This is a genomic window from Aquimarina penaris (assembly GCF_040786285.1).
GTDB lineage: Bacteria > Bacteroidota > Bacteroidia > Flavobacteriales > Flavobacteriaceae > Aquimarina.
In genome coordinates this window covers 56,886-69,493 of sequence record NZ_JBFMKQ010000004.1, presented here as the reverse complement: position 1 = coordinate 69,493, position 12,608 = coordinate 56,886, and the positions used below count along the sequence as shown (strand labels likewise).

The 12,608-nt window shown below is 33.3% G+C and carries 13 protein-coding genes and 1 pseudogene; 11 read left to right on the top strand and 3 right to left on the bottom strand.

The features are described from left to right. Nucleotides 1–36: 36 nt before the first annotated feature. From ABW637_RS17200 to ABW637_RS17190, 3 genes and pseudogenes are all read left to right on the top strand, one after another. A pseudogene (locus tag ABW637_RS17200) lies at nucleotides 37–460 on the top strand (alpha-2-macroglobulin family protein); the annotation flags it as partial. Between the two features lie 129 nt (nucleotides 461–589). Continuing rightward, complete coding sequence (locus ABW637_RS17195; RefSeq protein ID WP_367585968.1) at nucleotides 590–1,156, top strand: DUF3575 domain-containing protein; 567 nt, start codon at nucleotides 590–592, stop codon at nucleotides 1,154–1,156. A 180-nt stretch (nucleotides 1,157–1,336) separates the two neighbouring features. After that, the gene (locus ABW637_RS17190; RefSeq protein ID WP_367585967.1) at nucleotides 1,337–2,020 is read left to right on the top strand and encodes a TIGR02117 family protein; all 684 of its coding nucleotides are present in this window, start codon (nucleotides 1,337–1,339) and stop codon (nucleotides 2,018–2,020) included. 33 nt (nucleotides 2,021–2,053) lie between these two features. On the opposite strand, the gene ABW637_RS17185 is transcribed toward ABW637_RS17190, so the two are convergent. Then, nucleotides 2,054–2,665, bottom strand: a complete 612-nt coding sequence (locus tag ABW637_RS17185; RefSeq protein WP_367585966.1) for a fasciclin domain-containing protein — start codon at nucleotides 2,663–2,665, stop codon at nucleotides 2,054–2,056. Nucleotides 2,666–2,877: 212 nt separating this feature from the next. Between ABW637_RS17185 and ABW637_RS17180 the strand changes: the two genes are divergently transcribed. From ABW637_RS17180 to ABW637_RS17160, 5 genes are all read left to right on the top strand, one after another. After that, complete coding sequence (locus ABW637_RS17180; protein ID WP_367585965.1) at nucleotides 2,878–3,924, top strand: SMP-30/gluconolactonase/LRE family protein; 1,047 nt, start codon at nucleotides 2,878–2,880, stop codon at nucleotides 3,922–3,924. A 45-nt stretch (nucleotides 3,925–3,969) separates the two neighbouring features. Next, nucleotides 3,970–4,545 carry a Crp/Fnr family transcriptional regulator gene (locus ABW637_RS17175; RefSeq protein ID WP_367585964.1) on the top strand — a complete coding sequence of 192 codons (576 nt, stop codon included), beginning with the start codon at nucleotides 3,970–3,972 and terminating at the stop codon, nucleotides 4,543–4,545. Between the two features lie 75 nt (nucleotides 4,546–4,620). Further along, nucleotides 4,621–5,073, top strand: coding sequence for a carboxymuconolactone decarboxylase family protein (locus ABW637_RS17170; protein WP_367585963.1), 453 nt, complete (start codon nucleotides 4,621–4,623; stop codon nucleotides 5,071–5,073). A gap of 6 nt (nucleotides 5,074–5,079) precedes the next feature. Then, the gene (locus ABW637_RS17165; protein WP_367585962.1) at nucleotides 5,080–5,505 is read left to right on the top strand and encodes a DoxX family protein; all 426 of its coding nucleotides are present in this window, start codon (nucleotides 5,080–5,082) and stop codon (nucleotides 5,503–5,505) included. 155 nt (nucleotides 5,506–5,660) lie between these two features. After that, nucleotides 5,661–5,981: a GNAT family N-acetyltransferase gene (locus ABW637_RS17160; protein WP_367585961.1), complete on the top strand. Its 321-nt coding sequence runs from the start codon at nucleotides 5,661–5,663 to the stop codon at nucleotides 5,979–5,981. Nucleotides 5,982–5,992: 11 nt separating this feature from the next. Here ABW637_RS17160 and obgE read toward each other — a convergent pair whose 3' ends face one another. After that, nucleotides 5,993–6,991 (bottom strand): GTPase ObgE, encoded by a 999-nt coding sequence (gene obgE, locus ABW637_RS17155; protein WP_367585960.1) that lies wholly within the window; start codon nucleotides 6,989–6,991, stop codon nucleotides 5,993–5,995. 87 nt (nucleotides 6,992–7,078) lie between these two features. Then, nucleotides 7,079–8,185 (bottom strand): adenylate kinase, encoded by a 1,107-nt coding sequence (locus tag ABW637_RS17150; RefSeq protein ID WP_367585959.1) that lies wholly within the window; start codon nucleotides 8,183–8,185, stop codon nucleotides 7,079–7,081. Nucleotides 8,186–8,350: 165 nt separating this feature from the next. On the opposite strand from ABW637_RS17150, the gene ABW637_RS17145 reads away from it, so the two are divergent. The 3 genes from ABW637_RS17145 (at nucleotide 8,351) to ABW637_RS17135 (ending at nucleotide 12,588) form a co-directional block, all read left to right on the top strand. Then, the gene (locus tag ABW637_RS17145) at nucleotides 8,351–9,508 is read left to right on the top strand and encodes a 5-(carboxyamino)imidazole ribonucleotide synthase (protein ID WP_367585958.1); all 1,158 of its coding nucleotides are present in this window, start codon (nucleotides 8,351–8,353) and stop codon (nucleotides 9,506–9,508) included. A 17-nt stretch (nucleotides 9,509–9,525) separates the two neighbouring features. Then, nucleotides 9,526–10,011: a 5-(carboxyamino)imidazole ribonucleotide mutase gene (gene purE, locus ABW637_RS17140; protein ID WP_367585957.1), complete on the top strand. Its 486-nt coding sequence runs from the start codon at nucleotides 9,526–9,528 to the stop codon at nucleotides 10,009–10,011. Between the two features lie 555 nt (nucleotides 10,012–10,566). Continuing rightward, nucleotides 10,567–12,588 carry a M3 family metallopeptidase gene (locus ABW637_RS17135; RefSeq protein ID WP_367585956.1) on the top strand — a complete coding sequence of 674 codons (2,022 nt, stop codon included), beginning with the start codon at nucleotides 10,567–10,569 and terminating at the stop codon, nucleotides 12,586–12,588. Nucleotides 12,589–12,608: the final 20 nt, after the last annotated feature.

Sequence of the window (12,608 nt, the reverse complement as noted above, 5' to 3'; positions counted from 1 at the left end):
TACCAATACAGATAGGCTTATAGAAAAGATAAGATTACACCCTTATCGCTTAAGAAAAAATTATTCCTAAAAAAAGAACACTGATACTGGTGAAGAAATCAAAGAAATTACAGAAAAAACCGATGTACAACTTGGTGACTTGGTAAGAGTACATATCGAATTAAGATCCGATCGTGCTATGGAGTTTGTACATATGAAAGATATGCGTGCTGCTGGACCAGAACCAATTAATGTATTATCACAATACAAATGGCAAGATGGTTTAGGGTATTATGAAAGTACTAAAGATGCGTCGACAAACTTTTTCTTTGACTATTTACCAAAAGGAGTTTATGTTTTTGAATATGATCTTCGTGTTAATAATAAAGGAGATTTCTCTAATGGGATAACTACCATACAAAGTATGTATGCTCCTGAGTTTTCTAGTCATTCTGAAGGAATACGAGTACAAGTAAAATAAGCACCTTGACCTCACAGGCTTGATAAACCTGTGGGGTCTTTTTCTTTTAAAAAGTTTAATGCGCCATCGACATATAAAATAGTATTAATAGTATTTAGATAAAATAAACACCTCGTAATGGTGTTTTATATGAACACTAAACAAATAAATGATATGATTAAAAAAGTGATTTTAATTACGTTTTTACTAAGTTCAATTTTCAACTACGCTCAAGACAGTATTTCTGGTGTAGAAAATCATCAATTCAAATTCAATCTTTTGATTACTCCTAGTATAGAGTACGAAATGAGGTTAACCAAAAACACTAGCCTGGCTTTACAATTGGGAACAGAACTTTGGGCTATAGAAAATGGATTAACAGGTAAAACAAGATGGGGACTTTATCTAAACGCAGATGCATACTACCGATATTATTATAACTTTAAAAGGCGTACAAGAAAAGGGAAAAACACGTTGAACAATTCTGCTAATTTTGTGGGAATATTAGCTAAGTATATTCATACCGATCCAATTATCGGCGATACCCCTCCTGACGACGCTTACTACGCTCATGTTGGCCCTGTATATGGGCTTCAGCGTACATTTTGGAAACGTTTTAATCTAGCTTTTGATATAGGAATAGCATATGCATTTAGCGATATCCAAAGTGAAATAACCCCCATAGGTGACATCACTTTGGGGTGGGTATTAAAATAAATGATCATACTATAGCATGTATGATTGGTTGATCATCTATGAATATGGATAATATAAATAAACAAAAGCTGTACTATATAATTGTAGTACAGCTTTTATATTTTAAACCTCACAGGTCTGAATAATCAGTAAAAACAAATACTTTTTGTTACATTTAGCATAGTAGTATCAAACCAGGTTATGAGGAAAACAAAGAAAATACTAAAATATACAGCAATCATTTTGGCGATCCCAGTTGTATACCTCATTATATCTTTGATTCTAACATACATCCCTGTAAATAAAAATAACGATTATGCAGAGAAAAAACATAGTATTTACTTAAGTTCTAATGGTGTTCATCTAGAAATTATTACTCATAAAAATGATTTAAAAACTACCATACTGGATGGACAAATATATAATAATGAAGCCCGGTTTTTCTCGTTTGGATGGGGTGACAAAAACTTCTATGTAGAAACCCTTACATGGGCAGACCTAACATTTATTAATGGATTTCGAGCATTATGTGTTAATAGCTCAACTTTACTTCACGTAACAAGATATGAAAAGATTCAGAAGGACTGGGTAGAAGTAAAGATTAGCAAAGTTCAGCTCGATAATATTAATACATATATCGATAATACATTTAGATTAGATAATGATGGTAAAAAAATATTACTCCCTGGCTTAGGGTATTACAAAAACGATGATTTTTATGAAGCTATAGGAAACTATACAGGTTTTAATACCTGTAATACATGGGTAAATACCGCTCTCAAAGAAAGTGATATAAAAGCTTGTTTATGGACACCATTTGATTTTGGGCTGCTTAATATGCACAAAAATAACTTCTCCAAATTGAAAAAAGTCGAAAACTATTAAGGCTTTCGACTTGAGTATATATGTAACTTCTTCTCACTTCTTCGGCATCATTACATTATCAATGGTGTTAATAAATCCATTAGAGGCCTCGACATCTGTAGTAATTAATCGACCTCCATTGCCCATTTCATCAATCAAAAATATGCTACCGCCTTTTAAAGAAGCTGTAAGTAGGTTTCCTCCTAAAGTTCTTAAAGGTATACTTCCTCTTCCGTCATTAATGGCCACAATAATATCTTGTTTTGTAATTTTACTAGGAATGATGTGATATTTTAAAATATCAATAAGCTGTTCTTTATCTTCTGGCTTTAACTGTTTTTCTTGTAATCCTTTTGGTAAACTCTCAAAAGCAGAATTAATAGGAGCAAATATAGTGTAGATACCTTCTTCGTCTAAAGTATGGTATAGTTCTGTAGCTTTAAGCGCATTAGTAAATGTAGAAAATCCTTTATCAACTGATATAAATTCGGCTATGGTTGGAACCTTTTCCTCAACCTCCTCTACCACTCCATTAGCAGGTATCTTTTGCGCTATTAATTTTCCATTTTCATCTTTAGTAACAATATACTTTTCGCTGTTGTTACATGCAGTAGTTAACAATAATCCAGATAAGGCTAAAACGGTAAAAACATTATTAATTTTCATTTTGGTAGAATTTTTTAGTCTTTAGATTTCTTTAACGTCGTATACTCTTTTTTCTTTGGTAAGTTTGGGTTAAATTAATGTTAATGAAGTCTTAAAATTAAGCTAGCGTTTAAAAAGAATATGCACTATTAATTCTTATATAATTTGGTATCTTAGTCTACGAAGTAATACGAGTTTTATATCCTTGTTTATCATCTACCAAAAAATCATTCATGCGAGTTACAAAAAGAATTACCTTAATTATTTTAGTTCTAGTCCTTTCTTTTATTACCCATACTCTGGTTTCTACTGGATTTTTTAGAACTGTTGAAAACCAATTTGACGGTAAAGTTGTTAAAAAAGTAGCGCTTCCCGGTGCTGAGGATATCACTATTAGTTATGTTGACAGTTTTGCCATAGTTTCATCTACCCATAGATTGGTGTACCCTCCAAAAAAAGAAGAACAAGGAGGGTTATACATTTTGGAATTAAAAAGTGGTAATTTCGATATTACAAATCTTACCGCTTCCTTAAAAAAACCATTTGCTCCTCATGGCATTTCAATGATAAAAAAGGATAGCACATATACAATAATGGCTATTAATCATACTCTAGAAGGTCATTCTATAGAAGTTTTTTCTCTATATAATGGGAACCTTATTCATAAGAGAACCATTACAGATCCTTCCTTAAAAAGCCCAAATGACATTGTACTAATTGATGAAAATCGATTTTATGTTACTAACGATCATGGATACACTAAAGGAATAGGGAAATTTTTTGAAGAATATGGAGGACTCTCGGTATCTAATGTTGTGTATTTTGATGGTGAAAAATTTATTGAAGTTGCTGATGGAATTGCCTATGCTAACGGAATCAATTTTGACCCTAAACGTAACCTGCTTTACGTTGCATCGCCTCGAGGGTTTGAAATTAAAGTATACTCTAGAAACAAAGACGGATTACTAGATTTTATAGAGGACATCCCTTGTGGTACAGGAGTAGATAATATCGAAATTGATAACGAAGGCCATCTTTGGAGTGGCGCACATCCAAATTTATTACGATTTAAAGCATATGCGCAAGGAAAAGAAAACACCGCACCTTCAGAAGTAATTAAAGTAACCTATCGTGAAAAAAATGAGTACTCGGTTGAGAAAATTTATGTTAACGATGGTGAAATGATGTCTGGTTCTAGTTCTGCAACCGCGTTCGGAGATTTAATTTTAACGGGTAATGTGATGGATGATGAATTTTTAATTTTGAAAAAAGGAAAATAACTTCAAAAAATTACTCCTTATGTCTGATTAGATTTCTACAGAAAAATGACCGAGCAACTTAAAGATCATATCCTAAAATTTGTAGCTCCACCCGAGGGCGAACTTCAATCTTTTTTGAATTTAATGGAATTTGAAAACATTGAAAACAAACAATATATCTTAAAAGAAAGACAATACTGTAAGTTTCAATATTTCATTCTTACAGGATGTTTCCGGTCTTTTTTTATCAATAAGAAAGGGGTAGAAAAGGTCGTTAATTTTGGAATTGAGGATTGGTGGCTTACTAATTTTGATAGTTTTATCAATCAAACCCCTTCAGAACTAAATATTCAAGCAGCAGAAGATTCGCAGGTATTAAAAATAAGTAAGCAAAAACTGGATAACATTTTAAAAGAGTCTTTAGAATTAAATCGATACTTCAGAATTATCCTGGAAAAAGTTAGAATAGCAGACCAGCGTAGAATTCAATTCATGTATAATTTATCGGGAGAAGAACTTTATACCGTTTTTTGTGAATATAACCCGGATTTTGTACAGCGCGTACCTCAATACATGCTAGCTTCTTATTTAGGATTCACTCCAGAATTTCTAAGTAAAATTAGAAGAAAAAAGAAGCTATAAACATTTCTTAATCTAGATTAATTTTTTAATTATTCTTAATGTAGAATTTTGTCTTAAACAATTAAAAATAAAGACATGCATACAGAAAGAATCAATATTAATGAAATTAATCCTAATGCCTACAAACCCATATTTGAACTTTATAACACCATTAAAAAGAGTTCATTAACAACTACAGAATTTTCACTTATTCAGATTAGAGCTTCGCAAATCAACGGTTGTGCGTATTGTATACAATCTCATATTAAAGAAGCTATAGAACAGGGAGAGAAGCAATACCGTATACATGCATTACTTGCATGGAGAGAATCTCCTTTTTTTACTAAAGAAGAGCACATTATTCTCGAAATGACCGAGCAGATAACTCATATTTCTGAAGATGGATTACACCAGGAATTATACGAAGATGCCATTACACTTTTTGGCAAAGAAAAAGTATCAGATATTATCATGGCAATATGTTGTATCAATGTCTGGAACAGGATAGGAAGAGCAACATTATTAGCCCCTGTACCATCTCAAAACTAAAAGCATATGAAAATCGTATACATAAAACTCTTTTTAAGAGTAAGCATTGCCTTTGGATTTTTATCTGCTGTAGGAGATCGATTTGGGTTTTGGCCAAAAGAAAACTCTGCCTGGGGAAACTGGGATAACTTTTTAGAATACACAAAAATACTCAACCCCTGGGCTCCCGATAATTTTGTCAATGTACTCGGTAGTATAGCAACACTTACTGAAGTTATTTTAGCTTTGTTGTTGCTTATTGGTTTTAAAACATCATTAGTTGCCAAATTAAGTGGTTATCTATTGCTAATTTTTGCATTAACAATGACATTTACCATAGGTATTAAAGCTCCGCTAGATTACTCTGTATTCTCGGCAGCAGCAGCTGCATTTGGTCTTAGCTTAATGAAAGAGAAATATCTTGAGATTGATATTTTATTTGATAATAGATAATAATCAACCTGAGTTCGATATTAAATCTAAGGATATAAACAAATTTAATATCGAACTTACATTAATTGGATAATTACAATGACCGAACTTTAACCTTACCTTAAGTAATTATTGCTCTTAAAAATTTTAAATTTAGTACTTCAATCGTTGCTATTATGGAAAAAAAAGACTGGTCACAATTATCTCTAATCAATAATACAGAGAGCCCTAAAAAACGTTTTGAATTTCATGTTGAAAATGAAATCGCGTTTATAGAATATATTCTCGCCAAAGGAAATTCTATATACTTAACACATACCGAAGTCCCAAAGTCATTAGAAGGCAAAGGGCTGGGTAGTGCTATTATTAAAAAGACTTTAGAGTATGTTCGTGAAAAAAAATATCAATTGGTTCCGTTATGTCCTTTTGTGGCCGTATACCTAAAAAGACATCCCGAAGCCGGTGAAGGGTTATTAAAACAAGGATACTCTGTATAATCAATTAATGATTATGCGTTTAGCATTCCCCAAAGTTTATCTTTTAACTCTTGTAATCCTTGCTGAGCAACAGATGAAATAAATAAGTAAGGCACATTAAGTTGCTGATCTAATTCGATTTTTAATTCTTCTTGTAGCTCATCATCAAGCATATCACATTTGGAGATTGCAATCAGTCGTTCTTTATCTAAAAGATCAGGATTATAACGGCGTAATTCATCCAACAAAATTTCATATTGTTCGTTGATGTCAGGTGCATCTGCAGGAACCAAAAACAGTAATGTCGAATTACGTTCGATATGTCGTAAAAACCGATGACCAATACCCTTGCCTTCTGCTGCTCCTTCGATAATACCCGGTATATCAGCCATTACAAACGTTTGGAAATCACGGTACTCTACAATCCCTAAATTTGGTTTTAATGTGGTAAATTCATAATCTGCAATCTTAGGTTTTGCAGATGTAATAACAGATAATAACGTAGATTTTCCTGCATTTGGAAACCCTACCAAGCCAACATCTGCTAGTATTTTAAGCTCTAGAGTAATATCATGTTCTTGACCTTCGATACCAGGTTGAGCATAACGAGGTGTTTGGTTTGTTGGGCTCTTAAAATGCCAATTTCCTCGACCTCCCATTCCTCCTTCGGCAGCAATATATTCTTGCCCATCTTCAGTAATCTCATGAATGATATTTTGAGTTTCTGTATCTCGTATTACCGTTCCTAAAGGTACATCAACATAAATATCTGCCCCATCGGCCCCGGTACTTCTACTCTTACTACCATGCCCACCGTGTTCTGCTCTTAAATGACGTTTAAACTTAAGGTGGTGAAGTGTCCACATATTAGAATTACCTTTTAAAATAATATGACCTCCACGTCCACCATCTCCTCCATCAGGGCCTCCTTTGGTAATATACTTCTCTCGATGTAAATGTACAGATCCCTTACCTCCGTTTCCGGAAGTTATATGTAATTTTACATAGTCTACAAAATTTCCTTCTGTCATAATTCACTTTCTGTCATCCTGGCAAAGGCTAGGACCTTATTATTATAATTCTAATTAGAAAAACCCAGCATTTGCTGGGCTAATACTCTATAATTTGTTTATTACTTCACTTAAACGTTCTGTAATTTCATCAATTCCTCCTACTCCGTCTACACCAAAATACTTATTTTGTTTTTGGTAATAGTTTTTCAAAATTGCCGTTTCGTTATAATATACTTTAATACGGTTACGTATTACTCCTTCGTCTGCATCATCAGGTCTTCCAGATGTTTTTCCTCTTTCTAGTAATCGTTGTACCAATACTTCATCATCTACTTCTAGAGCTACCATAGCACTAACTTCTGTTCCTTTAGAAGATAATAATTCGGCTAATGAATCTGCTTGTGCTTCGGTTCTCGGAAATCCATCAAAAATAAAACCTTGAGCATCAGGATTTTTATCCACTTCGGCATTAAGCATATTAATGGTTACTTCATCGGGTACTAGTTGTCCTTTATCAATATAGGACTTAGCCAATGTACCAAGTTCTGTAGCATTTTTTATATTATATCTAAACACATCTCCTGTTGAGATATGTACCAGATTGTATTTCTTTTTTAAAACTTCTGCTTGTGTTCCTTTTCCTGCTCCCGGAGGGCCGAATAACACTAAATTTGTCATGTTAGTTGTTTTTAATTGGTATACTTCTGTAAGATTACGACCTAAACCATTATAGTCTAATCCATATCCTACAATAAATCGATTAGGGATTTCGATCCCGTGGTAGTCAATATTAATTTGTTTTGTATATGCTTCAGATTTAAAGAAAAGAGTAGCTATTTTAAATTCTAGACACCCCATATTTCTTAATAACTCGGATAAAACTTCAACAGTATTACCCGTATCCACTATATCTTCAATAACTACAACCGTCCTATCCGAAATTTCTTGATCTAACCCTATGAGTTCTTTAACCTGATGTGTAGTTTCAGTTCCTTCATATGATGATAATTTGACAAAACTTACTTCACAATTATGGTTAAAACGCTTAATTATTTCTGATGCAAACATAAAAGCCCCGTTTAACACCCCGATAAACAGTGGATTTTTATCTGCAAGTTCATTATTCAACCTAACAGAAACCTCATCAATAGCAGCCGTTATTTCATCCTCAGAAATAAAAGGAACAAACTGTAAATCGTGTAGTTTTATCATTGTTTTATTACTTGTCAAGTCCTAGCTTTTAGTTTAAAGCGGCAAAGATAGTGATTACAAATAAGACTTATAAAAGTTTAAGCACTGCATTTACCTTGTATTATTATGGTTATTCCTTTTGAAAAAATTATTTTTGTCTTTTAAGGTAAATTTGAAACCCCAATAATGACAAACTTTTTCTCTTCAGACTTTAAATTAGGAATTTTAGGAGGCGGACAATTAGGTAAGATGATGTTGTATGACACGCGAAAATATGATATCCAAACCTATGTTCTTGACCCTAACCCAAATGCTCCGTGCAAAATTGGTTGCGATTACTTTCAACTAGGTAATCTTATGGATTATGAAACCGTTTATAATTTTGGAAAAAAAGTAGATGTCCTCACTTTTGAGATTGAGACTGTAAATATAAAAGCTTTAGCACAGCTCGAAAAAGAAGGAAAGAAAGTATATCCAAGTGCAAAAACCTTGGAAAACATACAAAATAAAGGAAAACAAAAACTCTTTTATAAAGAAAACGGGATCCCTACAGCAAAATTTATACGATTTTCTAATAAGGCTCATCTTACCGAAGGTATTACTAGTAATAAAATGAAACTACCTTTTGTTTGGAAAAGCACTCAAGGAGGTTATGACGGTAAAGGAGTTTCTATCGTAAAATCCGGAGCCGATTTAGCCAAACTACCCGATGTAGAATGCATTATTGAAGAATTGGTTGATTATAAAAACGAATTGGCGGTAATTGTTGCTCGTAATCCACAGGGAGAAATTAAAACATACCCGGTGGTTGAGATGGAATTCCATCCAGAAGCCAACCAGGTTGAATATGTTATCTGCCCAGCTCGAATTGATAGTAAAATAGCAGATGAGGCAATTAAAGTGGCTAAAAAAGTATCTAAAGCATTTGAGCATGTGGGGATATTAGCTGTTGAAATGTTTTTAACCAAAAACGATAAAATTTTAGTTAATGAGGTAGCTCCTAGACCCCACAACAGTGGCCATTATAGTATCGAAGCGAGTTACACCAATCAATTCGAACAGCATATCAGAGCGATTTTGGATTTACCACTCGGTGATACCGAAAGTAAATTAGGCGGTATTATGGTAAATCTTGTTGGTATTGAAGGTCATTCGGGCGATGTGCTCTATAAGAACATTGAAGAAATCATGAAAATGAAAGGGGTGACTCCTCATATTTATGGTAAAAAGCAAACAAGACCCTTCAGAAAAATGGGACATGTAACTATTGTTCATGAAGATATTAATGAAGCAAGAAAGATTGCAGAAAAAGTAAAGAAAACCATTAAAGTAATAAGTAAATAACAATAATTAATAACGTAATGAGCAAGGTGGGAATTATAATGGGCAGTACAAGTGACATGCCGGTAATGGAAAAAGCCATAGAAATATTACAAGGTTTTGATATCGAAGTAGAAGTTGATATAGTTTCTGCACATCGTACTCCAGAAAAATTATTCGATTATGCAAAACATGCCCATACCAGAGGGATAAAAGTAATCATAGCGGGTGCTGGTGGTGCAGCTCATCTTCCGGGTATGGTAGCTTCATTGTCTCCTTTACCCGTAATTGGTGTTCCTGTAAAATCGAGCAACTCTATAGATGGTTGGGATTCTGTACTATCTATTTTACAGATGCCCGGAGGAGTACCTGTTGCCACTGTGGCTCTTGATGGAGCGTTAAACGCTGGGATACTAGCAGCACAAATCATTGGTGCTAGTGATACTTGTGTTCTTGATAAGGTGATAATCTATAAAGAAGGGTTAAAACAAAAGGTTATCGAAGGTGCTAAAAATATAAAGAAATAATAGATACAAAAAAAGAGCCACTTCTCAGTGACTCTTTTAAATATCTGGTCTTACAAAAGAATATAACAATATTTATTAACCAACTTAAATATATTACACAAAAAATTCATCGTAAGACCATACTCTTAAAACCTATAGCAAAGGTAAAACCTTACTTTAATTACACAATAAAAGTAAGAAAAACTTATTAACAATTTTCGATAAAATATGCATTTACTCGATGAAATACACAGTTTTATTTTGTACAAGTATTTTTTTATCAAAAAAAAGTGACAAAATTGTTTTATCAAGGAAAAAACAAAAAAAAAGAGCTACAGTGTTTGCAGCTCTTTCGATATATTTGGTCTATGCTTTGAAAACACATATTAGTACCCATACCCCAGATAAAAATAATGATTCGCTTCTCATTGCTAGACCATCACTAATAAACCAAGTCAAATGTATTAGTATAAAAAGTAGTTAGGATAAAAATAGATAAAATCATATTCATCATTTACGACGAAAGGTTGATTTTTTCGATATAAAGCACATAATTAACAAAACATCATTATAACAATGAACAATGCATTACTAGAACCATTTGATACCGCGCCATTTTCAAAAATAAAGTCAGCAGATTATTTACCAGCTATAAAAAACGCTATTTCACTAGCAAAGAAAGAAGTTCAAACCATAGTATCTAATCCAGACGAACCATCGTTCATAAATACAATAGAAGCACTTGACTATAAAGGTGAATTGCTCAATAGGGTTACTAGTGTGTTTTTTAATTTAAATAGTGCCGAAACCAATGAGGAAATTCAGAAAATAGCGCAAGAAATCTCTCCGATCATCGCAGAGTATGAAAATGACATTAATCTTAACCAGGAGTTATTTAAAAGAATCGAGCTCGTTTATCAGCAAAGAAAAAAATTAAACCTTACACCCGAGCAATATACACTTCTTGAAAAAAAATATAAATCGTTTTCAAGAAATGGTGCCAATCTAGCAGCAGAGAAAAAAGAAAATTTAAGAGAAATAGATAAAGAACTTTCTAAGCTTAAATTAAAATTTGGTGAAAATGTCTTAGCAGAGACGAATACATTTGAAATGTTACTTACTAATGAATCCGATGTAGATGGTCTTCCTGATGGAGCTAAAGAAGCTGCAAAAGCTATGGCTGAAGCAAAAGGCAAAGATGGCTGGATGATTACTTTGGATTACCCGAGTTATGTTCCTTTTATGACCTATGCTGACAATAGACAGCTGCGTAAAAAATTAGCCCTTGCATTTGGATCAAAAGGTTTTCATAATGACGATCTTGATAATCAAGAGATTGTTCTTAAAATAGCCAACCTAAGACATAAACGTGCCCAGTTGTTAGGATACAAATCCCATGCACATTATATTCTTGAAGAAAGAATGGCAGAAACCCCAGATAAAGTATTTTCATTTCTAAATGAAATTCTGGAAAAAGCAAAACCTGCAGCCGAAAGAGAATTTAAAGAACTGGAAGTTTTTGCAAAAGATCTTGATAACATTGATCAGCTTCAAAAATGGGATAGTGCCTATTATACAGAAAAATTAAAGCAGAAACTTTTTGATTTAGATGATGAGAAGTTAAAACCTTATTTTAAACTAGAGAATGTAATTAATGGGGTATTTACGATCGCTTCTAAATTATTTGGACTTCAATTTGAAGAAACTGATACAATCGACAAATATCATAATGAAGTTAAAACGTATAATGTAACGGACATAGAAGGAAACTTTATATCGCTATTCTATGCTGATTTTCATCCCAGATCTGGCAAACGAAATGGAGCATGGATGACATCTTATAAATCCCAAATGAAAAAAAGTGACGAAAATGTAAGACCTCACGTTTCTATTGTTTGCAATTTTACAAAACCAACCCCTAGTAAGCCTTCATTACTAACATTTAATGAAGTAACCACACTATTTCATGAGTTTGGCCATGCTTTACACGGCATGTTAGCTAACACTACGTACCCTGGTCTATCTGGAACCAGTGTGTATTGGGATTTTGTAGAGCTACCAAGCCAGGTACTAGAAAACTGGTGTTACGAAAAAGAGGCTTTAGAATTATTTGCTAAACATTATGAAACCGGTGAAGTGATCCCTATGGAATTGGTAAAAAAGATTAAAGAATCGGCTACTTTTATGGAAGGTATGGCTACGTTACGTCAATTAAGTTTTGGCTTATTGGATATGGCTTGGCATAGTGAAGATCCTAGTGCAATTAAAGATGTAAAGGAGCATGAGAAAAACGTATTTACTAAAACCTCATTGTATCCCGATGTAGCAGAAAACTGTATGAGCACGGCTTTTTCGCATATATTTCAAGGTGGATACTCTGCAGGGTATTACTCTTACAAATGGGCAGAAGTACTGGATGCAGATGCTTTTGAGTATTTTAAGGAAAATGGAATTTTTAATAAAACAGTGGCTACTAAGTTTAAAGAAAATGTATTGTCTAAAGGTGGTACCGAAAACCCAATGATACTATATAAACGTTTTAGAGGGCAGGAACCCAAGCCTGAAGCCTTGTTAAAACGTGCTGGGTTGATAAAGTAATTCTTAAGATCTAAAGAAGG

Excerpts from the sequence above, each read along its gene's own strand:
- ABW637_RS17175 (WP_367585964.1), top strand. The coding sequence starts at position 3,970 with ATGACCGAGCAACTTAAAGATCATATCCTAAAATTTGTAGCTCCACCC.
- purE (WP_367585957.1), top strand. The coding sequence starts at position 9,526 with ATGAGCAAGGTGGGAATTATAATGGGCAGTACAAGTGACATGCCGGTA.
- ABW637_RS17180 (WP_367585965.1), top strand. The coding sequence starts at position 2,878 with ATGCGAGTTACAAAAAGAATTACCTTAATTATTTTAGTTCTAGTCCTT.
- ABW637_RS17135 (WP_367585956.1), top strand. The coding sequence starts at position 10,567 with ATGAACAATGCATTACTAGAACCATTTGATACCGCGCCATTTTCAAAA.
- ABW637_RS17150 (WP_367585959.1), bottom strand. The coding sequence starts at position 8,185 with ATGATAAAACTACACGATTTACAGTTTGTTCCTTTTATTTCTGAGGAT.
- obgE (WP_367585960.1), bottom strand. The coding sequence starts at position 6,991 with ATGACAGAAGGAAATTTTGTAGACTATGTAAAATTACATATAACTTCC.
- ABW637_RS17160 (WP_367585961.1), top strand. The coding sequence starts at position 5,661 with ATGGAAAAAAAAGACTGGTCACAATTATCTCTAATCAATAATACAGAG.
- ABW637_RS17145 (WP_367585958.1), top strand. The coding sequence starts at position 8,351 with ATGACAAACTTTTTCTCTTCAGACTTTAAATTAGGAATTTTAGGAGGC.
- ABW637_RS17170 (WP_367585963.1), top strand. The coding sequence starts at position 4,621 with ATGCATACAGAAAGAATCAATATTAATGAAATTAATCCTAATGCCTAC.
- ABW637_RS17195 (WP_367585968.1), top strand. The coding sequence starts at position 590 with ATGAACACTAAACAAATAAATGATATGATTAAAAAAGTGATTTTAATT.
- ABW637_RS17185 (WP_367585966.1), bottom strand. The coding sequence starts at position 2,665 with ATGAAAATTAATAATGTTTTTACCGTTTTAGCCTTATCTGGATTATTG.
- ABW637_RS17165 (WP_367585962.1), top strand. The coding sequence starts at position 5,080 with ATGAAAATCGTATACATAAAACTCTTTTTAAGAGTAAGCATTGCCTTT.
- ABW637_RS17190 (WP_367585967.1), top strand. The coding sequence starts at position 1,337 with ATGAGGAAAACAAAGAAAATACTAAAATATACAGCAATCATTTTGGCG.